The organism is Jeotgalicoccus sp. WY2 (assembly GCF_018437745.1).
Lineage (GTDB): Bacteria > Bacillota > Bacilli > Staphylococcales > Salinicoccaceae > Jeotgalicoccus > Jeotgalicoccus psychrophilus.
This window is the reverse complement of record NZ_CP049818.1, coordinates 1,076,235-1,099,008: the sequence shown is the minus strand read 5'-3', so window position 1 is coordinate 1,099,008 and position 22,774 is coordinate 1,076,235. Positions and strand designations below refer to the sequence as shown.

Annotated in this window: 26 protein-coding genes, 1 tRNA gene, 3 pseudogenes and 1 riboswitch; of the genes and pseudogenes, 19 read left to right on the top strand and 11 right to left on the bottom strand. The window is 40.7% G+C overall.

Going from position 1 to position 22,774, the window contains the following annotated elements:
* Nucleotides 1–4 precede the first annotated feature (4 nt).
* The 6 genes and pseudogenes from G4D76_RS06495 to G4D76_RS06470 all read left to right on the top strand — a co-directional run bounded on the left by G4D76_RS06495 (nt 5) and on the right by G4D76_RS06470 (nt 5,563).
* Nucleotides 5–940 carry a 3-hydroxyacyl-CoA dehydrogenase family protein gene (locus G4D76_RS06495; RefSeq protein ID WP_213810868.1) on the top strand — a complete coding sequence of 312 codons (936 nt, stop codon included), beginning with the start codon at nt 5–7 and terminating at the stop codon, nt 938–940.
* Nucleotides 924–1,707 (top strand): annotated as a pseudogene (locus G4D76_RS06490) (SDR family NAD(P)-dependent oxidoreductase). The gene G4D76_RS06495 and the pseudogene G4D76_RS06490 overlap by 17 nt, the downstream one beginning before the upstream one ends.
* Nucleotides 1,708–1,743: 36 nt before the next feature.
* The gene (locus tag G4D76_RS06485; protein ID WP_213810867.1) at nt 1,744–2,919 is read left to right on the top strand and encodes a M20 family metallo-hydrolase; all 1,176 of its coding nucleotides are present in this window, start codon (nt 1,744–1,746) and stop codon (nt 2,917–2,919) included.
* A gap of 311 nt (nt 2,920–3,230) precedes the next feature.
* On the top strand, nt 3,231–4,070 hold the full coding sequence (locus G4D76_RS06480; protein WP_250130245.1) for a PDDEXK family nuclease: 840 nt from the start codon (nt 3,231–3,233) through the stop codon (nt 4,068–4,070).
* A gap of 227 nt (nt 4,071–4,297) precedes the next feature.
* Nucleotides 4,298–4,459, top strand: a complete 162-nt coding sequence (locus G4D76_RS06475; RefSeq protein WP_213810866.1) for a hypothetical protein — start codon at nt 4,298–4,300, stop codon at nt 4,457–4,459.
* Nucleotides 4,460–4,729: 270 nt separating this feature from the next.
* Entirely contained in the window at nt 4,730–5,563 is an 834-nt protein-coding gene (locus tag G4D76_RS06470) for a benzoate/H(+) symporter BenE family transporter (RefSeq protein WP_213810865.1), read from the top strand.
* 359 nt (nt 5,564–5,922) lie between these two features.
* Here the strand turns inward: G4D76_RS06470 and G4D76_RS06465 are convergent, their stop codons facing one another.
* Complete coding sequence (locus G4D76_RS06465; protein WP_213810864.1) at nt 5,923–6,414, bottom strand: hypothetical protein; 492 nt, start codon at nt 6,412–6,414, stop codon at nt 5,923–5,925.
* Between the two features lie 47 nt (nt 6,415–6,461).
* Here G4D76_RS06465 and G4D76_RS06460 point away from each other — a divergent pair, with 47 nt between their 5' ends.
* Nucleotides 6,462–7,139: a hypothetical protein gene (locus G4D76_RS06460; protein WP_213810863.1), complete on the top strand. Its 678-nt coding sequence runs from the start codon at nt 6,462–6,464 to the stop codon at nt 7,137–7,139.
* Nucleotides 7,140–7,157: 18 nt separating this feature from the next.
* On the opposite strand, the gene G4D76_RS06455 is transcribed toward G4D76_RS06460, so the two are convergent.
* Entirely contained in the window at nt 7,158–8,087 is a 930-nt protein-coding gene (locus G4D76_RS06455; RefSeq protein ID WP_213810862.1) for a diacylglycerol/lipid kinase family protein, read from the bottom strand.
* A gap of 116 nt (nt 8,088–8,203) precedes the next feature.
* On the opposite strand from G4D76_RS06455, the gene G4D76_RS06450 reads away from it, so the two are divergent.
* The 3 genes from G4D76_RS06450 to G4D76_RS15885 all read left to right on the top strand — a co-directional run bounded on the left by G4D76_RS06450 (nt 8,204) and on the right by G4D76_RS15885 (nt 8,788).
* Nucleotides 8,204–8,274: transfer RNA gene (locus G4D76_RS06450), tRNA-Thr, on the top strand.
* Nucleotides 8,275–8,297: 23 nt separating this feature from the next.
* Nucleotides 8,298–8,591, top strand: coding sequence for a hypothetical protein (locus tag G4D76_RS06445; protein ID WP_213810861.1), 294 nt, complete (start codon nt 8,298–8,300; stop codon nt 8,589–8,591).
* Nucleotides 8,592–8,662: 71 nt separating this feature from the next.
* Nucleotides 8,663–8,788: a hypothetical protein gene (locus G4D76_RS15885; protein WP_256440543.1), complete on the top strand. Its 126-nt coding sequence runs from the start codon at nt 8,663–8,665 to the stop codon at nt 8,786–8,788.
* A gap of 36 nt (nt 8,789–8,824) precedes the next feature.
* Here the strand turns inward: G4D76_RS15885 and G4D76_RS06440 are convergent, their stop codons facing one another.
* Both G4D76_RS06440 and G4D76_RS06435 read right to left on the bottom strand, forming a co-directional pair.
* The gene (locus G4D76_RS06440; protein WP_250130300.1) at nt 8,825–9,178 is read right to left on the bottom strand and encodes a YsnF/AvaK domain-containing protein; all 354 of its coding nucleotides are present in this window, start codon (nt 9,176–9,178) and stop codon (nt 8,825–8,827) included.
* Between the two features lie 26 nt (nt 9,179–9,204).
* Nucleotides 9,205–9,558 (bottom strand): hypothetical protein, encoded by a 354-nt coding sequence (locus G4D76_RS06435; protein ID WP_213810860.1) that lies wholly within the window; start codon nt 9,556–9,558, stop codon nt 9,205–9,207.
* A 114-nt stretch (nt 9,559–9,672) separates the two neighbouring features.
* Here G4D76_RS06435 and G4D76_RS06430 point away from each other — a divergent pair, with 114 nt between their 5' ends.
* Complete coding sequence (locus G4D76_RS06430) at nt 9,673–10,446, top strand: serine hydrolase (protein WP_213810859.1); 774 nt, start codon at nt 9,673–9,675, stop codon at nt 10,444–10,446.
* A gap of 43 nt (nt 10,447–10,489) precedes the next feature.
* Here the strand turns inward: G4D76_RS06430 and G4D76_RS06425 are convergent, their stop codons facing one another.
* Nucleotides 10,490–10,816 carry a four-helix bundle copper-binding protein gene (locus G4D76_RS06425; protein ID WP_213810858.1) on the bottom strand — a complete coding sequence of 109 codons (327 nt, stop codon included), beginning with the start codon at nt 10,814–10,816 and terminating at the stop codon, nt 10,490–10,492.
* 88 nt (nt 10,817–10,904) lie between these two features.
* Nucleotides 10,905–11,001: riboswitch (TPP riboswitch) on the top strand.
* 79 nt (nt 11,002–11,080) lie between these two features.
* On the opposite strand from G4D76_RS06425, the gene tenA reads away from it, so the two are divergent.
* The 6 genes from tenA to G4D76_RS06395 all read left to right on the top strand — a co-directional run bounded on the left by tenA (nt 11,081) and on the right by G4D76_RS06395 (nt 15,936).
* A complete protein-coding gene (tenA, locus tag G4D76_RS06420) occupies nt 11,081–11,761 on the top strand; it encodes a thiaminase II (RefSeq protein ID WP_213810857.1) in 681 nt (226 codons plus the stop codon).
* A 142-nt stretch (nt 11,762–11,903) separates the two neighbouring features.
* Nucleotides 11,904–12,074: a hypothetical protein gene (locus G4D76_RS06415; protein WP_156897183.1), complete on the top strand. Its 171-nt coding sequence runs from the start codon at nt 11,904–11,906 to the stop codon at nt 12,072–12,074.
* Between the two features lie 125 nt (nt 12,075–12,199).
* Nucleotides 12,200–12,388, top strand: a complete 189-nt coding sequence (locus G4D76_RS06410; RefSeq protein ID WP_035785199.1) for a hypothetical protein — start codon at nt 12,200–12,202, stop codon at nt 12,386–12,388.
* Nucleotides 12,389–12,528: 140 nt separating this feature from the next.
* Nucleotides 12,529–13,920: an MFS transporter gene (locus G4D76_RS06405; protein ID WP_250130244.1), complete on the top strand. Its 1,392-nt coding sequence runs from the start codon at nt 12,529–12,531 to the stop codon at nt 13,918–13,920.
* Between the two features lie 78 nt (nt 13,921–13,998).
* Nucleotides 13,999–14,817, top strand: coding sequence for a metallophosphoesterase (locus G4D76_RS06400; RefSeq protein ID WP_213810856.1), 819 nt, complete (start codon nt 13,999–14,001; stop codon nt 14,815–14,817).
* A gap of 150 nt (nt 14,818–14,967) precedes the next feature.
* On the top strand, nt 14,968–15,936 hold the full coding sequence (locus G4D76_RS06395) for a nuclease-related domain-containing protein (RefSeq protein WP_213810855.1): 969 nt from the start codon (nt 14,968–14,970) through the stop codon (nt 15,934–15,936).
* Between the two features lie 262 nt (nt 15,937–16,198).
* Here the strand turns inward: G4D76_RS06395 and G4D76_RS06390 are convergent, their stop codons facing one another.
* Entirely contained in the window at nt 16,199–16,630 is a 432-nt protein-coding gene (locus tag G4D76_RS06390) for an acyl-CoA thioesterase (protein WP_213810854.1), read from the bottom strand.
* 132 nt (nt 16,631–16,762) lie between these two features.
* Here G4D76_RS06390 and G4D76_RS06385 point away from each other — a divergent pair, with 132 nt between their 5' ends.
* Both G4D76_RS06385 and G4D76_RS06380 read left to right on the top strand, forming a co-directional pair.
* Nucleotides 16,763–17,620: a fumarylacetoacetate hydrolase family protein gene (locus tag G4D76_RS06385; protein ID WP_213810853.1), complete on the top strand. Its 858-nt coding sequence runs from the start codon at nt 16,763–16,765 to the stop codon at nt 17,618–17,620.
* Between the two features lie 6 nt (nt 17,621–17,626).
* Entirely contained in the window at nt 17,627–18,337 is a 711-nt protein-coding gene (locus G4D76_RS06380) for an MOSC domain-containing protein (protein ID WP_213810852.1), read from the top strand.
* 24 nt (nt 18,338–18,361) lie between these two features.
* Here G4D76_RS06380 and G4D76_RS06375 read toward each other — a convergent pair whose 3' ends face one another.
* The 5 genes and pseudogenes from G4D76_RS06375 to G4D76_RS06355 form a co-directional block, all read right to left on the bottom strand.
* Nucleotides 18,362–19,138: an alpha/beta hydrolase gene (locus G4D76_RS06375; protein ID WP_213810851.1), complete on the bottom strand. Its 777-nt coding sequence runs from the start codon at nt 19,136–19,138 to the stop codon at nt 18,362–18,364.
* A gap of 65 nt (nt 19,139–19,203) precedes the next feature.
* Nucleotides 19,204–19,893: an ABC transporter permease gene (locus G4D76_RS06370; RefSeq protein WP_213810850.1), complete on the bottom strand. Its 690-nt coding sequence runs from the start codon at nt 19,891–19,893 to the stop codon at nt 19,204–19,206.
* 1 nt (nt 19,894) lies between these two features.
* Nucleotides 19,895–20,707: an osmoprotectant ABC transporter substrate-binding protein gene (locus G4D76_RS06365; protein WP_250130243.1), complete on the bottom strand. Its 813-nt coding sequence runs from the start codon at nt 20,705–20,707 to the stop codon at nt 19,895–19,897.
* 123 nt (nt 20,708–20,830) lie between these two features.
* A pseudogene (locus tag G4D76_RS06360) lies at nt 20,831–21,451 on the bottom strand (ABC transporter permease).
* Nucleotides 21,448–22,600, bottom strand: a pseudogene (locus G4D76_RS06355) (betaine/proline/choline family ABC transporter ATP-binding protein). The pseudogenes G4D76_RS06360 and G4D76_RS06355 overlap by 4 nt, the downstream one beginning before the upstream one ends.
* Nucleotides 22,601–22,774: the final 174 nt, after the last annotated feature.

Sequence of the window (22,774 nt, the reverse complement as noted above, 5' to 3'; positions counted from 1 at the left end):
TTCTATGGAACGCGTATCGATTATCGGAAGTGGGACAATGGGACATTCTATTGCTATTTCTTTAGCTTGGGGAGCTCACCCTGTAAAAGTTTATTGCATGAATAATGAAGCAGCTGAAGAGGCATTAAAAAACATAGAAGCTAAACTTGAGGTAATGGTTACTCATAAAGCAATAAGCTTAACCGAGTCAGGAGATATAAAGAGTAATATTAAACTTCAAACCAGTCTCGAACAAACACTGTCAGATACAACATTTATTATTGAAGCAATTACTGAAAACCTGGAATTGAAAAGGGAATTATTCAATAACATTAGCGAGTATATAGATGAGGGAACTGTCTTGGCCAGTAACACATCAGGATTCCTGCCTTCCGAGCTGTCCTCTGAGTTTAAATATCCGGAGCAGTTTGCGGTAACTCACTTCTGGAATCCTGCACATTTAATTCCACTTGTAGAAATAGTACCGTCTGATAAAACTAGTACGCGGACAATTGAAAGAACAAAAGAACTGCTGAATAAAATTAATAAGAAACCTATTGTATTGAAAAAGGAAATAACAGGGTTTATCGGAAATAGGCTTCAGTATGCAATGCTGAGAGAGGCACAGTATTTATTAGATAACGGTTATGCAGATAAAGAAGATATAGATGCATCGGTTACATACAGCATAGGACGAAGATATCCTGTGACAGGTCCGCTTATGACTGCAGATCTTGGCGGGCTGGATGTATTTTCAACGATATCTGATTATTTATTTAAAGAATTGAGCAAAGCAGATTATTCAGGGGAGACTATCACCCAGCTCGTTAAAGATGGGAACTTAGGAATTAAGAATCGTTCAGGATTTTATGAATGGAATGAAGAATTCTCAAGGGAAATAAATGAGCAGCGAGAAAAGATGCTGCTTGATTTTCTAAAAAGTGATGAGCGGGAGGTGTAATCAAATGACGAATTACTTTTCGGATATAAAAGGAAAAGTTGTAATAGTAACTGGCGGAAGCAAAGGGATTGGAAAAGAAATAGCAGTCGAATATTCTAAACTGGGTGCAAGAGTTATTATTATCGGAAGAAATATTGATGATTTAACTAAAGTGAAAAAAGAACTGGATGAGCACAGTGAAGAGAATTTGGCAGTGCAGCTGGATATTAATGATGTTGCTGCATTAAAAATAAAGATAGAAGAGATTTATGAGAAGTATAAAAGTATCGATATTAGTAAATAATGCAGGAATTAATATTACTAAAGATGCATTTGATATTACTGAAGAAGACTGGGATAAGGTATTGGATACCAATTTAAAAGCATCATTCTTTATGTGCCAGGCTGTCGGCAGGAAGATGAAGGAAAACAACGGAGGCAGAATAATCAATATGGCTTCTCAGATGTCATTTGTAGGCTATGTCAAAAGAGCAGCATATGGTTCAAGTAAAGGAGGCGTACTGCAGCTGACAAAAGCACTGGCAGTTGAATGGGCGAAGTATAATATCAATGTTAATGCAGTGGCGCCTACCTTTGTAGAAACAAATTTGACTGCAAAAACACTAGAAGATGAAGAGTTGAAAAAAGATATATATCAGAGGATATTATTTGATGAACTGCCTAAACCCTCAGATATAGTCGGCGGTGTATTATATCTTTCCTCAAACTTATCGAACTATGTAACAGGAGAAACAATTAAAATAGATGCAGGATGGACAGCTATATAAAACTCGAATGAATAGTAAGAAAAGGAGTGTATCATTATGACAATCCACATTAATCGTATGAAAGAAAACCTGGATTACGTTGGTAATACTTTTAACAGCGACACAGAGGGATATAATCGTCTCGCATTTTCTAAAGAGGAAAAAGATGCAATTAACTGGCTGGAAGAAGAACTTAAAAATAACAATATCAGCGTCAGACGCGATACAATCGGCAATTTATTTGCCCGTATTGGTCCGAAAGATAAGCCGATTTATGCATTCGGCTCTCATTTAGATACAGTGAAGAATGGAGGCTTATATGATGGGGCTTTAGGAGTGATAGCAGGTCTCGAATGTCTGCTTCAGCTTAAGAAGTTTAATCCTCAGACTGCCGCATACGAACTGGTCTGTCTTGTCGGAGAAGAGGGTAATCCTTTAGGCGGTACTTTTGGCAGCCGTGTCATCGCTGGTCAGGTTAATACTGATGATCTCGATGAGGATATTTTACAAGCTGCTGAACTGACGAAAGAACTGATTCAGGAAGCTTCCAATACTATCGAGAACTATGCTGGGTTTATCGAACTGCACATTGAACAGGGGACGGTCCTTGAGAGGAATGGCAATAAGACCGGTGTTGTTACGAATATCGCAGGTATCGTCAGAAATCATATTACAGTCATTGGTGAAGCGGGTCATTCCGGCACTATGCCAATGGAATACCGTAAAGACGCATTGGTAATGGCGAGTGAGATTGTTCAGTATATTAACGAAGAAGTAAGAAAACTTGATGATGGTACTGTTGCAACTGTCGGACAGCTTGAAGTGAGACCGAACGCTGCGACGATTATTCCCGGTGAGGTTGAAATGACTTTTGAAGTCCGTTCGGACAATAAAGAAAGACTTGAAACTTTCCCTGAAGAGGTACTAAGCTGGGTTAGAAATAATTATGACGTGAAAGTTAAACCGGGGGTACGAAAACCGGCTAATGCTATGTCTGATAAAATTATTGAAGCGACTGAACAAGCTGGAATAACATTGGATTTTCCGACAATGCGAATGATGAGCGGAGCCAATCACGATACGAATACGCTGGCACCATTTATGGATACAGGAATGATTTTTGTACCGAGTATCGACGGTATCAGTCACAATCCTGCTGAGAAATCTGATTGGAAACACATTGAAAATGCAGTGAACATTATGCTCGAAACATTGAAATCATTTGATCAGTAAACCAACCCCTGAAGTATTTAATTTACTTTAGGGGTTAATCTTTTTGAATATTGAATCATTTCTGATCATACATTAATAACTAATGGTATCATCAAAGTATTACATATTTAATCTAACGGAGACATCCATATGAACCAATACTTATAATAAAGGATTTATTAAGGTGGAAAGGAAGGGTTTCATGTATATAATCAGTGGAAATGAAGCAGAACTTGTGGAACCAAATACATTTGCTTCGATTGAATGGAAAGAAGACGATATTGAAGAATTAATCAAAAAATATCGACATAATTTGTGATGAAGAAGAATCAATGCTGATTGTTGGTAAGCAGGTAAGAAATGACAGCAAGGGGATTAGTGATCTTACTGCGATTGATAATAATGGTAATCTCGTCCTGATTGAGATTAAACGTGACCTAAAAGATATCACCAGCAGGAAAGAGGCTTTCGAATTTCAGGCGATTCGTTATGCTGCCAGCTATGCAACTATTCAGACACCTGAGGACTTAGTCGAACGTATCTATGCGCCTTACATAGAGAGATATCATAAGGAGTATGCTGAATTGAGTTTGACAAGTAGTGAGATTGCTGCCCGTAAATTGCAGGAATTTCTTGAAACTAACCACGCAACTCAAACATTTAATCACTCTCAGCGTATTATACTGGTTGCTTCTGAGTACGATGATCAAACATTATCGGCTGTTTCCTGGCTGAATCACAACAATGTAGACATTGAATGTTATAAGATCATTCCCTATCAGCTGCAGGATAATCTCTATATTTATCCGGAAAAGTTATTGCCAGTGATTCAGAATGAAGACTACTATATTCCATTCTCGGTAAAGTCAAAATCTAGTGCTAAAACAGAGAGTGCTGTAACACGGAGAAATCTGCCGAAAATCAAAGAAATGCTCGACTGGGGCGTCGTTAAACCAGATGACATTATCACGCCAAAAGATCGTGAAGGAGAAGGTGTGCTTACAGAAAATGGTCATATCAAAGTAGATGGAGAAGAGTTGTCTCTGCAGCAATGGTTGAAAGAAATCTATGGATGGTCCAGCATTCAAACCTATGCGTTTGCCATTCACAAAGAGAAAGGTATTTCCTTATCTCAAATACGAAAAGCGTATATGGATAGCAATAAACTATGATTCATTTCATAATGGAACGTCTATTAGTCTATATCATTTATTGATTTATAGAAGGTTACAAATATACTGGCTGGAGTAAGTTAGATTATTAATGGATATAACCTAATTTACGATAGGGATAATAAAAATCTCAGGATATAGTGATTTATAAAAAGTAAGGTAAATACTTTGGTATTCATCTTTATTATATTACGAATTCCATTGCAAGATCCTTAATCAGTAATAAAATGAATCAGATTTCTTTAATATCCAGTACTTTAAATAATCCGTTCTTTGTTGAAGATACGAGAACTATCGTCAATGCAGCATACCAAAAAGGATTTATAGTTAATGTATTCTTTGAAGAGGATGTAAGCAAAGTGAGTTTATACAAAACAGTTTTCAGTTAGAAGTCAGAGGGGATTATTCTTTCTTCTATGTATTACGAAAGTCAGTACTTTGAAGGTGGGATTGAAAATACCAGCACAAAAGCGGACACGCATGCATGCGTGTGCGTAGCAAATTCCATTTTGTTTTTTTGCTTGTCTACTTGACAGAGGGCAGTTCATGAATTTACTACAGGGGTTAATCTTATTGAATATTTAATTATTTATACTCATCGATTATTAAGTAATGGTATCATCAGAGTATTACATATCTAACGTAACGGAGACATCCATATGAACAATACTTATAACAGAGGATTTATAAATGATTTAAATACACAGAATATATCCGCCGGAATTATCACCGGGACGCTCGGCATCGTAGGAGCACCGATTATCGTCATTGAAGCGGCCGCAGCGGGCGGTTTTTCTCATATCGAGACAATCTCCTGGTTTTACGCTGTGCAGTTCTTTGGTGCCTTATTCGGGCTGATAATGGCATTCTATTACCGCATGCCGATTGTCGGGGCCCACTCCATTACCGGCGTCGCATTTTTAGTTACCGTGACTCCGCATTTTACATATGCGGAACTGGTTGGCGGCTTTATAATTACTGCCATTATAATTATGCTGTTCGGTATTTCCGGTATATTTAAAAAGGTCATGAGCTGGATTCCAAGGGAGATTATTTCCGCCATGCTCGCCGGTATTATAACGAGTTACGTAGTCGGATTAATTCCAGCAGCACAGGAGCTGCCGATTGTCGGCGTTACCGCAATTGCCGTCTACTTTATATTAACAAAGTGGGATTTAAGAATTCCGCCGATGCTCGGATCAGTGCTCACAAGTGTGATTGTTTTCTTCGTATTTCATGAATTTGATATGTCCGCACTTGGCACGGAAGTTGTAATGCCGATTGTGCATATTCCGGAGTTTTCACTGGCGGGGGCAGTCTCAATTTCAATTCCGCTGGCACTGATGATTTTAAGCAATGATGCGACACCAGCTGTCGGTGCGCTTGAACGCAGCGGTTATCATGCACCGACAAATAATATTTTAACGGTGAGCGGGATTCTGTCGATATTTACAAGTTCTTTGGTGGACAGTCGGCCAACGTTGCAGGAATGATGACGACAATCGCTTCTGATGAAGAGTCGGGTGAGATTGATAAACGTTACGTTGCTTCAGTCATATCAAGTATTATTATGTGATCTCGGACTGTTTGCATGGGCACTCGTGCTGATGTTGAATTGCCGGAAGCATTAATGGCGATGCTTGCAGGTTTTGTTTTACTAGGGGTATTGCTTCAACGATGAGAACAAGCGTTGGGAATTCCAAATACCAATGGCAGTCATTTTCACTATATTATTTCTGTATCGGGAATTTCATATTTTATGTCAGGCACCGGTATGGCGCTGTGATTGGAACAATTCTGGCAAAAGTCGTCAGGAAATAAACTAAAAAGCGTTTGATTCAAAAAATGTTTATTATTTCTTAAATTGTAATAGGACTGTTAAACATGGACCGAGTATACCAACTAATTTTGTAATTCCCAGAAGCTTTTGAGTTTTTAACTCTTTTAGTAAATTTTGTATACCTTTAAACAAGTAGCTTATACATATTGTGAATAAGAATAAGAAAGGAAAAATATAAAGATAATTTATAATGTATACTATTATATTTTTTCCAAAGATAAGTATAATTATGTATGGGAAAAACAAACCAATTAAAATTGACAATGAAGCAAAAAACAATGTAGTTATGCTTTTGAGTAAATTGTTTTCACTTTTCCCTGTTTCTGAAAGAAAACCAATAACCCCAATAAAGCCGGATAATCCACCAATTATGTAATTCATAATATCGGTTGGTAAAATAGCTGAGATGAAATCTGGGTTCCAAATTAGCAACACACTTACTAAAGAGAAAGCCATTGCTAGAGACATCCCAATATCATTTTTAGATAGACTATTCTTGGTCAAATTTATCACGCTTTCTAATTTTATAAAATATTTCAAAAGGAGCAATCATGAAAGACGAAAGAAAAATTGAAACATCAGTACTTACATCTATAATAATTATACTACTAATAGTATTTATTACATTTATCTGGACACTAAATTTTAATGAACTAGCTCATAATCAAATGATATTTAAAAGTGCCCATGTAGCATTAACATTTCTTGGGGTATTCTCTACTTTTTTTGGTGCTTTAATAGGTGCGAAAATATCGGGCGATAAAGCATTGAAAATTTCACGAGAAGAAAGAGAAGAAGTGAAAAGGAAAGAGGTTTATTCTTTTCAGGTAGAACAAGAAATTAAAGTACTAGACTTAAAAATAATTTTACAGGAAAAAATGCCTGGAAATATTTACTCCTACGCATATTTTAATGGTGAAAAAAAGCTTATTAACCATTTAAATACCATGAAACTGAAAAGTGAAAAAATTGATGAAATGTTCATTGAACAATTGAATATGAGTAAAAGAACATTATTGGAATTGAAGAAACACCCAGGATATCTTGTCTCTGTTGATAATAAAGTTAATCATTTAGATAAACTAATGAGCCAACTAGGGAAATTTATTGTGAGTTGTAAAAATAATTTTCAATTCGATAAAGAAGGAAGAATAAGCCAGGCTACAGGAAGTTTTTTAGATAATAGCCTAGAGTCAGTATATAAAGAAATAATTAAAATTATTGATTAGAAGCAGTATCTTTCAATTTTATTTTAGAAATAAACAAAGGGGCAGGGGATTTTTATCAGCAATGATTTGGTTTTTATTTTCAGCAAGTGACATACTGTCTTTAACCACCGATACTTTCACATCTTTATAATCGTGCAAATCTCCATCGATGTTCATTTCAGTTAAATCTCTTGTCGAAATCTCGACCTGTTCTGCTGTTAAATACATCACTTTCCGATGATTTGTAATATTTCCTGTAAACGCCATATAGATCAGCTGCACGATGTCTTTAATATTAATCGGTTCGATATTTAGTATATGAAGCAGTCCGTCATCCGGTCTCGCTTCAGGGAGCAGTTTCTCGACGCTGCCGACTGACGATATTTTAGAGACAAGTGTAAACACAGAGTCTGTTTCCATCTCCAGTTTATCTATTTTAATACTCACGCGATATGGATTTAACTTTATCAGTGTTTTGATTCCTTTAATGAGATAGGCGATACGTCCCACTTTATTTTTTACCGAGCTGTTTACTTTCGCAAATGATGTCATAAAGTTGCCGAATGCCACCATGTAGCCTGCATACGTATCATTGATTTTAATCGTGTCGATTGTTTTTGTGCGGGTTGTATCCAATTCTTTAGCAGCAAGAATCGGATTGAGCGGAATGTTATTGGCTCTGGCAAAGTCATTAACCGTGCCGGCGGGAATCACCGCAACAGGGAGATTAATATTATGTTTGCCAAGAATGCTGACGAGTTCACTGATGGTCCCGTCACCGCCTGCAGCAACGATTAGATCAATGCTTGCAGCGTGTGCCGCAAGTATATTTTCGAACCCGGTCGGTTCCGTATATTTGATAACCGGTTCATAATCCTGCGATTTTAAATTGCGGATCAGTGCCTCTTCCAGCCGTGCTTTTTTACCCATGCCTGAAGTCTTATTAATAATAATCAATGCCTTCTTCATATTCCACCCTCCGTTCTGTATAAGTCTCTAACACTTATTATACCGCAGCAGCAGAACAGATTGGGGTAGATAAAACACGGAGAATATACTATAGTAAAAGCTGATACTAAAAACATGCCGACATAGTTTAATGGCAGAACGCAGCCATGGTAAGGCTGAAATGCGAGTTCGATTCTCGCTGTCGGCTTAAGAAAAGGGAGACTACCCAACATGATTACAATAGGTGCAGTGCTCCTTATTGTTTTGATTTACGCAATTGTTATTGCAAGACAGTTTTTTAAAGATACCGGGCTCAGTAAGGAAGTGAAAGAGAAGATGCTGGCAAAGGCATTTAAGGCAGCTTTCATTACTGTAACAGCCGGCTGGTTTTTCTTTGAATTATTTATGATTATGAGAATAGATCCATCATTTGAAGTCTATCGTCTTGTAATGCTGATTCTTGTGATTATTTCATTTATCGTCTTCGGGCTGAATTTAAAAGTACAGAATCAGCGTCCTGAATAAGTAATCTTTTATTTTAATGCCTCTTCATGATAAGATTAAGAAAATTTAAATAGAAGATTGTAGGTTAATATATGAAGAACTTAATTATTAGAGTAATTAAGGAAACAATGAAAGATCCTGTTAAAAGAGAAAAAGTGATGAATTACGTTAAGCCGATTATTTCCAACTATACAAATAAGAATAATAAGAAGAAATAGAGAAAAATCCGGTCCTCAAAGAGGTCCGGATTTTTATTATTTATCAATATCTATATTCTTTACTTCTCTGACCTTAACGTCTTCATTCTTCACTTCATTGACTCTGATATCATCATGCTTCACAGTGCCTGATACATGCTCCATCTTCTCAACGACTTCTTTTGTAATTACAATTTCTTCTGTTACCACATGTTCCTTAATTACTCTGATACGTTCTTTTGTTACCGGAATTCGAATAATCCCGAGGTCGTCATCCGAGTCTTCTGTATTGTTATAGGTTTCAAACAAAGGCTCGCCTTCAACTGCACGGCGTTCTACCGTGACGTTATCCATATTTACAGGGACATCAAATTCTTCAACTTTTGAATCCGTATATTTCTCAACGACAATTTCTCCTGTTTGGACTTTCTCTTTATTTACTGCAAGCCGTTCTTCACGAAGTTCAAATGTTTCTTCGCCTTCAGGTGTATCCAGTTCAGATTCATCATCAATATAAACAGCAGTTCTCCATTATTCAGAGCGTTCGAATAATTTTCACGTTCCTGATTCGTCATCGTGAGACGCTGGCTGCCGTCAAGCTGTATAAGCAGTTCTTCCAAAGTGTTTCCGGCAGTCATACGCTCGTTCACTCCCGGATAATCCAAGAGGAAATCCTCATAACCGCGAGTCGACACCACAGTTAATTTGTTCTCGGGTACTTTTAAATCTCTGTAATGCTGCAATCTTTCCTGTAAATGACGTTCATTTGCAATCAATTCAATTTGCCCCATAATGTCAAACCTCCATGTAAATTATTACTGCTTTATTCCCCGTATAGACTAAGTGCAAACGGATACCTTGTTGTGATACTCTTTACTTAAACAGCAACAGGGGGAGATGACTAGATGTTTATAGATGAAATCAACGCATTGATTGAAAGCCAGCCGACGAAAGATATTTCTTACAAGATTCAGTTTGATAATAAGGTGTACGTACATAATGAACACCAGGTATATCCTTCTGCCAGCACGATAAAGGTGCCGATCAGCTTAATTAATCTGCAGCAGCATTTTCATAACTATGAAGATATTTCACTTACGGTCGGAAAAAAGGTCGGGGGCTGCGGCGTACTTCATACGCTTCAGAGCGTTAAACGCCTGACGTTATGGGATACGATTGTACTGTCGATTATCGTGTCTGATAATACTGCGTCCAACATGCTGATTGATAATATCGGCATCGAGCGGATCAACGAAGGTTTTACAGCACTCGGTCTGCATGACACAACACTCGCACGTAATTACTATGACACGACAGGCATTAATGAAGGAAAACGCAACGCAACATCTGCCGCTGATATGTTCACGTCGATGCAGTACGTCATTAAAGAAAATGATGTGCTGCCGGAAGAACTCAGACAGGCATTCTTTGAAGTTATGAAAAAACAGCAGATTAACGACAGAGTCGGCGGATTTTTTAATATCGATGAAGACCAAGAGGCCGAATTTATCGCGTCGAAAACAGGATCTGTGACAGCGCTCGAGCATGAATTCGGCATGATTCAGCTTAACGGCAAACAGCTGCTGTTCTCGGTGTTCTCAAATAACTGGCCATCGAACCAAGAAGGCAAACATTTCCTGAATGAGCTTGGTAAAATATTTAAAAAATATATGGATTAGAAAAAAGGCCGGGACAAATTGTCCCGGCCTTTTGCAATTTAATTTACGCCGCTGCTTTACACGCTTCTGCACATTCGAAACATGCTTTCGCACATTGCTGGCAATGATCGTGGTCGTGTTTCTCACACTCAGTGCCGCACGCTTCACAAATCGTCGCACAAACGCCTGCAAGTTCTTTAACAAATGGTGAATTTCTCGTAATTGCTTGTTCTAAATATGCACACATGTCTGCACATTCGCGGTCCAGTCTAATGCACTCCGCCATCATTTTTACGTCCGATTCTTTTAAGCACGCGTCGAAACAATGATTGCACGCTTCCATACATTCGTGCAGTGTCTTAAGTAATTGCTGATGCTGTTCGTGAGCCATTCATTATTCCTCCTTAAAATTATATACAATTTATTAATTCCCGAAGCAAAATCTTTTAAACTGTAGTACAGTGGATGTGTAAAAAAATATAAACGGCTGGGGGCGCACTGTGAGTGCTGAGAGATAATATCGACCCTTTGAACCTGTAGGTTAGTACCTGCGCAGGGAAGTCTGAGCTGATATATGTATAAAATTTCAGCCCGGACCTTCTCATGAGGTTCGGGTTTTTATCGTCTTCAGCTGAAAAGAAAAGGGGATAATATAATGAAGTTTACTGACAGACTATGGAACAGTGTGGAGGATATTTGGAATGGATATCTTCGCCATCCGTTTGTGACCGGGCTAGGTGACGGTACGCTCGAAGTAGATAAGTTTCAGCATTGGCTGAAGCAGGACTATGTCTATCTGGTTGAGTATTCAAGGCTGATGGCAATCGGTGCCGAAAAAGCGCCGGATTTACAGACGATGAATATGTTTTCTGAAATGCTTCACGGGACGCTGTTTGGCGAGATGCAATTGCACCGAAAATATGCTGCGGAGTTCGGTATTGAAGAGAGCGAATTGCTTAGGACGGAATCTTCTGCTGTAAACACGGCTTACACGAGCTATATGCTGAATCATGCACAGCGGGGTGATGCGGCGTCTGTGGCCGCGTGTTTACTAGCCTGTGCGTGGAGTTATAACTATATCGGCAGAGCGTTAGCCGATAAAAACCCGGATCTGGAAAGTAATCCTTATAAGCAGTGGGTTGATACTTATTCCGGTGAGGATTTCAGCGAATTAAATGGTACGGCGATGACCCTTTTGAATGAACTTGCTGATGGGAAACCGGAGCGCGAGCTTAAGCAGCTCGAGGAAATTGTCGTAAAAACGAGTCTGTATGAGTATATGTTTTGGGATATGTGTGAGGCGCGTGAAGAATGGCCTGTTCAGCTGAACTTATAGCTGGTTATGATTTTGCATAAGTTTTCGAAATTGTTAAGGGTCGGTAAATTATGCATATAGATGTTTTATCTGAGGTATGGTGACAGTAACATCAATGATCAGTCTGGAATCTACTATACTTTTTAAGGAGCTGGAACTTTAGATGAAGAAACTTTTAACTGTCGGATCACTTGTAGGCGTATTAGCACTTGCAGCATGCGGAGGAGGAACAGAAGAAGAAGGTACTGAAACAGAAACTGAGGAAACAGGCACGGAAGGTACAGAGACTGAAACAGATACAGAAAGTACAGAAACTGAAGACGATGGTGCTTAAATAAAAATGAATATTATATTGCCGCGGGTGTTTAACCTGCGGCAATTTCTTATAGTTCTGCGGTGTTAAATCATCAAATTATGGGTATATACATATTAATTCAGAAATTAGGAGTGATCGGACTTATGAAGAAATTCGCAGTTGTTTCAACAATGCTCGCAGTACTCGCACTTGCGGCATGCGGCGAGGATACAGAAGATGAAGACACAGGCGTTGAAGAAACGGGCGTCGAAGAGTCTGATATGGAAGACGATATGCTCGACGATTCCGACGACGATGATGAAGAAGACAGCGAAATTGAAGATGATGATTAATAATTGATTAGGTGCTGCCGGGTTCGGCGGCATTTTTTTAATCAGAATGACTTTTTTGTGACTTTCAATGTTCCAGCAAATAATTTTAAGCGTTTTCATTTATAATGGACGGGAATCTAACAAAAACAGAGATGAGAATTTTGTCTCAGACAATTATGAAAGCGCAAACCCCTAATAAGGTAATACTGGGTGTTATTTTATCCATCCTGACTTACGGGCTGTTTGCCCAAGCATTTTTAAACATTGCACCTGAAGTTCAAGCAACTTACAGCACGACGAGCCGCAGTATTATTAACCTGTCTGTCAGTTTAACATCGCTGATTACCGGGATTTTCATGGTCGCAGCAGGAAACATCGCAGATAAGATTGGCTATACGAAGATTACTTATATCGGTATTTTCTTAAGTATTATCGGGTCAATCATTATTATTCTGCCATTCCATACATCATTTTTAATTATCGGACGTATTGTTCAGGGCTTCTCGGCAGCAATGATTATGCCGGCAACTATTTCAATTTTTAATAACATATTTGAAGGCGAGCAGCGCCGCAAAGCGCTCAGTTACTGGTCGCTCGGTGCATTCGGCGGTACCGGTCTTGCATCACTTTTCGCAGGAACGATGGCAACATTCGTTGCATGGCAGTGGATTTTTATCGTGTCGATTGTGCTGTCGATTATCGCTTTATTTTTACTTAAAAACATTAAAGACGTACAAGATAAAAACCGCGGGCCGATTGAATTCGACTTTGCAGGCTTATCTATTTTCGTTGTGATGATCGGTGCAATCAGTATTTTTATTACGCAGGGAGAGGTGCTCGGGTGGGGCAGTCTTACATCGATTCTGCTGATAGCGGTGTTCGTTATCGGACTGATTGTTTTTGTTATTGTAGAACAGCGAAAACATGCGCCGTTTCTCGATTTAACTCTGTTTTCGAATAAAGCATTTTTAGGCACTGTCGTAACGAACTTCCTGTTAAATACAGCGGTCGGTTCGCTCGCATTATTCAATATTTATACGCAGCAGGGACTTGGTATGACTGCATTTTCAGCTGGGCTTATAACGATTCCTTATATTTTAACGATGCTCATTGCCATTAAAATCGGAGAGAAAAGCATCGCTAAACTCGGGCCGAAACCTGCGCTTGTGTCTGCACCCTTACTCTTAGCTGCCGGGTTAATTATGCTGTCTCTGACATTCTTAGGCAGTACGGCATATATTGTTTCCAGCCTGATTGGATTCGGATTTTTCGGTATCGGTATTGGTCTGTTTGCGACACCGGCGCTCGATACGGCCGTGTCAACGACGCCGAAAAATAAAGTCGGCGTTGCGTCTGCGATTTTCAAAATGGCATCGACGCTCGGCGGGGCATTCGGTATTGCGATTATCGTCGCAGTTTACTCGGCACTGTCGAACACAGTTTCAGTCGCAGCAGCGGGGAGCGCGGCGTTTATCGTTAACGTTGTTCTCTTAATAGCGGCATTTGTCTTCGCACTGGTTGTCATTCCAAAAGTCAGTGTGAAAGATAAGTAGCGTGAAGCGGAACTTTTTATGAAGGATAAAAGTTGTGGTAGCATTGAATAAATAAATTGATGCGGGAGCGAATGAGTAATGAAAATTGGAGTTATTTCAGATTTGCATATCGATCGCTACAACAGCGAGACTTTGAAGCAGAAAGACTTTTCTCTCACGCTTGCAAATGAAGTGTCGAGAGAGGCGCTCGACATGCTGCTGATTGCCGGCGACATTTCAAACGACCACGTCCGTTCGTACCGCTTTATGCAGGAACTCGAGCAGATGACCGGTGTGACAATTTATTTCGTGCCGGGCAACCATGACTTTTGGAACTTCAGCGGGGATCAGAAAAGTACCCGCGAAATATATGATTTTTTTAAAGACACGAAATATTTTAAAGAAGGTTCGCCGATTGATCTCGGTGATGACTGGGCACTTGTAATGAATCCGGCCTGGTACGATTATACGTATGCGAGTGACCGTTTTTCTCAGGAACGTTTAAGTCAGCGGGAATTTTACGGCGGCACGTGGCAGGATAAAGTAAAAATAAATTGGGGTATGACGGATCCGGAAGTATCTAAGTTGATGGCGGAACGCGCCGCAGCTGTTTTGGAATCGGTGCGTGATAAAAAGATTATTCTGATGACACACGTCGCGACTCACAAAGCATTCCGTGTGCCGATGCCGAACCGTCTGTTCGATTACTATAATGCATTCATCGGCACATCGGACTTCGATCAGTTTTACGAAGACTACGATATCCGCTACAGCATTATGGGACATATTCATTTTAGACATCAGGTCAGTGAAGGCGGCACGGATTATCTCTGTGCATGTCTCGGCTATAAACGCGAGTGGCGGACGAAAGATATCGTGCATGAAATGCGCGATGCGCTGCAGATTATAGAGATTTAATGATCATGGACCGCCTTCGGGCGGTTTTTTCCATTTTGGCGGGAATTATTTCAGTATTTACAGGTTTATAAATTAACCTGTACGAAATAAAAATAAATCGCTGATTTTCCGTATATATAGTATGAAGGGACTTTTTATAAGGAGGAACTCATGATTATATCGGAACGGAAAATCAGTAAAGAACTCGCGTATTACAGAGCATTAAGTTTTCGGTGCCAGCTGAACGGTGAAGATGCGAAAAAATTATCGGTGCTGGAACGCGGGTTTGCTGGCGAATTTATTTACGATGAAGTATTTGATGATGTTGGGCACGGTTCTGTTTTTGTGTTCCGCGATATTTATTTAGGGATTGAAGATAGTGTTGCACAGTACGATGCGTTAATCGTGAGCGATGCGGGAATTACAGTTAACGAGATTAAAAACTACTCGGGTTTTTATCGTGTGGAAAAGGAGAAGTGGTTTGCCGGGAATTTTGAAGTTCCTGATGATCCGCCGTCTCAGCTGAAGCGTGCGATGAACAAACTGCTCAGGCTTCAGTACATTCACCGGCTGAATTTCGAGATATCAGGGAAAGTTGTGTTTCCGCATATTGATTTCCGATTGAACTGCGATAATCAGGAAGTGCGGAAAAAGCTGGTGATGCGGTCGGAGCTGCGGGATTATTTAAAGCAGTTTAAAAATGATTATGCAGGACGATACGCAGAAGGTATTGTGGACGCGATTTCGGCACATATTATCGATAATCCATATTTTGATAAAAGTGCGGATTTTGAAGCGGTGCGTAAAGGATTATATTGCGGAAACTGCGGGAGTTTTGAGGTTGAGAAATTATCATATCACTTCTTTTGTACTTCATGCGGGTCTAAAGAAACGAAAGAATATCACATCATTCGGGCATTGAGTGATTATACTGTTTTGTTTATGAATGAAAAACTGACAAGGAAACGATTTTTGGAGTTTATCGATTATAGACTAAGCCCGCGCACGGTTGTGAGAATGCTGGGTAAATATTGTACTCGTTTCGAGATGAGTACGGCGAGCTATTATGAATTTAATTACGGTACTTATGAAGATGTGGTTGGAAACCAGGAATATTTAGAAGATACAAGAATCATCTGACTAAAATTTAGATTGCGCGCCACCGAAAAACGACGGTGACACAGAACAGGGGATTGCGCGCCACCGAAAAACGACGGTGGCACAGAACAAGGGATTGCGCGCCACCGAAAAACGACGGTGGCACAGAACAAGGGATTGCGCGCCACCGAGAAACTACGGTGGCACAGAACAAAGGATTGCGCGCCACCGAGCACGATTATGATAAACATCCGACCTAATCCAAACAAAAAAACGCGCCGCCAGGCGCGTTCCCAAATAAATATTATTTTTTAACTTTGATTTCTTCGTATTTGGCGTGCCATTCCGGAAAAACGCGCTTGAAAATGACGGGCTGGAATTCGCCGTCTACTTTTTTAACGACAATTAGTGTTGTTGTGCCGTGCGTACAGACTTCGCCGTCACCATTGACGATTTCGAACCCGTAAATTGTACGTACACCGGTGTTTTCTTCGATCCATGTACGAACGAATGCGCGATCACCATACTTGAGTGATTTTGCATAGGTAATGTTGACGTTATGGACAGGTGCTAGGTATCCTTCGCGTTCCATTTTCAAATAATCATAACCGATATCTTCAATAAGCTGCATGCGTCCAAGTTCCAGCCATTTATAGCTGCCGTGGTAGATCACTCCCATCATGTCGGTATCTGCATACAATATCTGTATTTCTTTTTCTGCTACATAAGCGCTCATGAAATTTCCTCCTAAAGATAACTTAAGGTAATTATATCATTCTGCCTCAATAATATTTCAAAGGAGTTTATCGTTTTTGGTTAAAAGGGTATGATAGATAGATAAGGCAATCAGAAATGGGGCAAAATTGACATGAAATTACTGACTTTTGTAGATGAAACAACCGGAAAATATCATCTTGGTGTGCTGACATCTAAAGGTGTGCTGGATATTTCCGAAGATTTTGAAACGCTGCAGGATGTCATGGCGAACAAAGAAAAGGCAGAGGCTTTGATTGAATTTTATCTGGAAGCGGAGTATATCGAACTGAAGCGTATCGACGAACTCGAGCTTGGACCGGTAGTGCCGAATCCGGAAAAGATTATTTGTATCGGAGTGAATTATAAGCGCCATGCGGAAGAAATGAAAATAGAAATTCCGGAAATGCCAATTATTTTTTCAAAGTTTAATAATACGCTGGCTGCGCATAACAGTACGATAAAAATACCGCAGGATAAATATATGATTGATTACGAGGGCGAGCTTGCGATTATTATCGGTAAAGAAGGCCGCAATATAAACCGTGAAGATGCGATGGATTACATATTCGGCTATGCTAATGCGAATGATGTATCTGAAAGAAGCTCGCAATTTTCGACGAGCCAGTGGCTGGCCGGTAAAACATATGACGGATTCTGCCCGGTCGGACCGTATATCGCGACGTTAGGTGAAATCGGTGAACCGCATAAGCTGCGTATTAAAACGTATGTTAATGACGAGTTGCGCCAGGATTCAAACACTAATGACATGGTGTTTAAGAGCAGAGGACTCGTCAGTCATATTTCAAAATATATGACATTGAAACCCGGAGATATTATTTTAACAGGGACACCGGAAGGTGTAGCTTCAGGTTATAAAACGGCTGACAAACCATGGATTAAAGCCGGCGATACAGTCACGGTAGAAATAGAATCGCTCGGCCGTCTGACAAATCGATTTGAAAAGGAATGATGTTTGATGTCGATCTACGGAAAAATTCATACACTTTACAAAGGCAAAGTGAAAACTGTCGGCAATCCTGAAGCGAAGAGCAAAATGGATCAGCAGTGGGAGACCGGTGCGTTTAAAAGTCAGACTGATGAGCCCGTATTTTTATCGGAAGAAGGGCTGAAGGGCGACGAGTGTGCGGATAAGAAAAATCACGGCGGCGCTGAAAAAGCATTATTTGCGTACAGCCTTGCGCATTACGATAAGTGGCAGCGTGAGCTCGGGAATCCGGCAATTACAGCCGGCGGCAACGGTGAAAATATTGCGGTCATGCATATGGATGAAACCACTGTGCATATCGGTGATATATACGAACTTGGTGAAGCAGTAATTCAAGTATCGCAGCCGCGCCGGCCGTGCTGGAAACCGGCACGCCGTCATCAGGATATCGATTTAGCGAAGAAAATTGAAGATACAGGCCGTACCGGCTGGTATTTCCGTGTGCTTAAAGAAGGTAATATCCAAGCCGGCGATACATTTAAATTGATCGAACGACCATGTCCGGAATGGACGATTGCCCGGATGAACGAAGTTCTGTACCATAATCGTGGAAATATTGGTCTGATGGAGAATCTGCGGGATTCTGAATATACGCCGCCAAGCTGGAAATCAACACTCGATAAACTGCTTGCCGGAGAACAGATAGATGACTCAAAACGACTCTACGGACCCAACGTATAATAAAAAAAATGAGCAAGGCTGATTTCAGCCTTGCTCATTTTTCGTCATCCACTGTATCGCTTTCAGGATACCTTGATCCCAGTATGCGTAGTCGTGTTCCCCGGGACCTTCCTCGTATTTAAATGAAATACCTTTAGAGTCAAGAAATGATTTGAACTCCACGTTATCTTCATATATGAAATCTTCAGTCCCGCACATCATGTATAACTCAGGAAGTTCCTTAATTCCAGCTGCATCAATTCCACTCTCAACAATCTGCTTAATATCAAGCGGTGTCCCTGCAGTGGTCGTGACGTCCCCGATAATGCCGCGCATTTTAAAGTCCGGCCAGTCGTAATTTAACAGCCGTTCGATGTCAGTTGCACTGGACATAAAGCATGCTTTCCCGAAGAGCTCAGCTTGCTCAAATGCTGTTTTAATAACTCCGAAACCGCCCATGGAATGACCGGCTAAAAAGTTATCTTTCCGCTCTTTTGACAAGGGGAATACCTGGTGGGCGTAGCGCCACACTTCCATAATATGATCGGCATAGCTGTGACCGTACAGCATATTAGCATAGAAACTGTGGTCGCCATCCGGTAAAATGACTGCGATATTGTGTTCATTTGCGTAGCGTTCAACATTCGTAAACCGTAAATATGAATTGTTATCGCTCGATAAACCGTGAAGTATCATCACTGACGGCAAGTGGGAAGGTACCTCACTAATATCATAATGTTCTTGCTGCTCCGGCAGTATTAAATTAAAGTGATGATGTTTACCGAGTGCTTCCGAGAAAAAATTAATTCGCATTAAAGCCATCTGATAATCTCCTTTTATAAGTTAATAAAAAACAGCCCCGCCAAAACGGCAGGACTGAAAAGATGTTAATCGTTAACCGTTTGGGCTTTCGGTGTTTTATCGTCCGGGTTATAAGTCGGATCGAGTTTGCGTTCCAGAAAGCGGAGCGCAAAGTCGATCATAATCGCGATTAATGCGATTGGAATTGCACCGGCCAAAATATATACCGTGCCGTCAGTTGCATTCGTACCGCGGATAATTAAATCCGACAGCGTCGGCGCACCGATGAATGAACCGATGGCAACAATACCGATCGCAACGACGAGCGCAATGCGCAGCCCGCCGATAATAACTGACAGTGCAAGCGGCAGCTCGATCATGCGCAGTACCTGGTTGCGCGTCATGCCCATACTTTTCCCGGCGTCGGTAATATTTTTATCGACACCTGTAATACCTGAGTAAGTATTTTTAATAATCGGCAGGAGTGCGTACAGAAATACCGTCAGAATAACCGTATTTGTACCAAGTCCCATAACGAGCATTAAAATCGACAGCATCGCGAGGGCGGGAATCGTCTGGATAATATTCGCAAGTGTAATCACAACACCTGAGAGTTTCGCATAACGCGCGATAAAAATCCCAATCGGAATACCGACGATTGCTGCAAAAAGCACGCCGTAAATACTCATCAGCAGGTGGTCTGTAAACAGGCTCAGCAGGTAGGCGAAGTTGTTGACGAAATAATTATATAAATCTGTTAATATATTACCTGTCATATTATTCACCTTCCTCTTCAAAGTAGTTGTGTTCTTCTAAAAATTCTTCCGCAACGAGCGCAGGCTCAATGCCTTCTTCATCGGAACGGTAGTTTAAATTCTGCATTGTCTCTGTTGAAACTGTGCCGACCAGACGAGATAGCGCATCGTCAATTTCCGGATATTCTTCAATTATTTCATGTGTCGCAAATGGTGACGCATCATACGGCGGGAAGAACTGTAAATCATCTTCCAGGACAACTAAATCATATGCGGGGATACGGCCGTCAGTCGTATAGCCGAGTGCAAGGTCCAGACTGCCAGTGTTTAATGCTTCATATACAAGACTGATCTGCATCGCACGGATATTGTCGAACTCGAAGCCGTATGCTTCCTGGACAGGATAACCGTCACCTGGGCGATTGAACCATGAAGTATCAACGCCGACTGCGAATTCATCCGTGTAGTCGGCTAAATCTGATGTCGTTTCAAGATCGTATTCTTCAGCAGTTTCACGCGTTACCATAAAGGCATACGTGTTATCGAAACCGTAAGAGTCGTAAAATTTCATATCGAAATCTTCATCAAAAGCTTTCTGTGTCTGTTCCAGTGCAATATCAGGATCGCTTTCGGGGTCTTTGTCTAACACGCCGGTAAGCTCAGTGCCGGTATAGCGTACACCGGATACCTGTGCATCTCCTGAGAGCAGTGCATTGTGCTGAATTGTTGATGAACCGAGGTTGTTAATCATCGTCGGTTCGATTTCTCCGTCGCTGTAATGTTCAATCATTAAGCGAGACATGTGAGAGACAATCTGTGATTCTGTTGTTGTCATTGATGTGATTGCAATACCATCACTGGAACTGCTGCTGAGACCGGGCAGGCTGCACCCGGATAAGACAGTCAGAGATACCAGTACGACGGCTAATAATTTTTCATTTGTCTCATGATACTCCTCCTATCGGGATACTTTTAAACCTTTTGGCGTCGCCCATTTTTCTGTCAGCGATAAAATAAAATCTGCAATGAGTGCGAGCAGGGTAACCATAACGGCAGCACTGATAATCAGTTCAGCTGGTACGAGTTCAGACCATTGAAGACAAAGTCTCCAAGACCGCCGGCACCGATGTAGCTGGCCAGTGTTGCCCATGAAATGACATAGACCGATGATAATCTGATACCGCTTAAAATTAACGGTATGGCGATCGGCAGTTCGACATTCCATATTAGCTGCATACGTGTCATGCCCATACTTTTCGCTGCTTCTCTGACGTTTGGATCAATGTTTTTAACACCGATAATCGTATTATTTAAAATTGCAGGAGGATAGGCGCTAAGCGCGATAATCGCCGGTACGCGTCCGACTCCAAAGCGGAATCCTCAGCGCGAGCACTGCGAGGGTCGGTACAGTCTGCAGCACGCCTGCAGTTTAGGACTAGTTACTTAATTTTTTAGTATTGCAATCGACATGCCTAAGGCACAGCATCAGAACACCAATAATTAATGAAATTTGAAGGTAAAAGTGTTCCCAGGTTTTAACGAGCAGTTCTGAGCCGTTTACACTTAAAAATTCCATCATACTTCATCAGCTCCTGACGTAACCGGAGCAGCCGTCTCCTCGCCCCAGATTGTGTCGTACACGATATCTACTAAGTTAGAGCGCGTGATTAAGCCGATTAATGTATTATTATCATCGACTACAGGAATGTTTCTGACGTTACGTTTTAAAATCGTGCGGACAGAATCCTGGAGTTTTGAATCGATGCCGATTTTGTAAATATCGCGGCCCATTAAGTCAACGATATCCATACCTTTACGGTAGCCATCGTTAATGTCTTCAATATCGATAAAGCCGAGCAGCTTTTTGACTGTCGGTAATAAGAATTGTATCGATGCGTTTTTCGCGCATCAGTGCAATACAATCGTTAATAGACTTGTCGATAGTAATGCTGACGGGCGTAATCATTGCATCTGCAACAGTACGCATATTCGGTCTGTCTTGAATCAGGCGGCCTTCACCGATAAAATCGCGGACGAAGTCATTTGCCGGATTGCGCAGAATTTCGTCAGGTGTGTCAAACTGAATAATGTCGCCGTGGCTCATAATACAAATTCTGTCTGCGAGTTTTATCGCTTCATCCATATCGTGAGTAACAAAAATAAATGTTTTGCCCAGTTTCTGCTGAAGTTCTTTAACCAGGTCCTGTAATGTATCGCGTGTAATTGGATCGAGTGCCCCGAAAGGTTCGTCCATAAGTATAATGTCCTGTTCGGCTGCGAGTGCTCTGACAACACCGATACGCTGCTGCTGTCCGCCTGAAAGTTCAGAAGGATAGCGGTCTAAAAATTCTTCCGGCAGATCGACGAGCTTAATTAATTCTTTTGCTTTTTTATCTTTATCTTCGTCGGACCATTTTAAAAGTCGCGGGACTAAAGTGATATTCTCTTTAATCGTCATATGCGGCAACAGACCAATCTGCTGAATCACATAGCCGATTTTTCGGCGGAGTTCCACCGGGTTTTTCTTCGTGATATCTTCACCGTTTATCGTAATTGTGCCTGAAGTCGGTTCAATCATACGGTTAATCATACGGAGTGCAGTCGTCTTACCGCTGCCGCTCGTGCCGATAAATGCGATAAATTCACCTTCCTCGATATCGAGGGAAATGTCGTTAACGGCTTTTTTATTGCCGCCGTAAATCTTAGTTAAATTCTTTATACTTAACATAGTCGTCTCCTTTACTTTATAAAGTTGAGCAAATTTATACTTTATAACTATAACATAATAGGGAATCTATTTCATTTTGCTCTTGGGATTTCACACATAAGAAATGTGGTTTTACGCATATTCTGTAATGCATTGTGAAAATTTAAACTGAAATTTTATTATATTAATTATAAA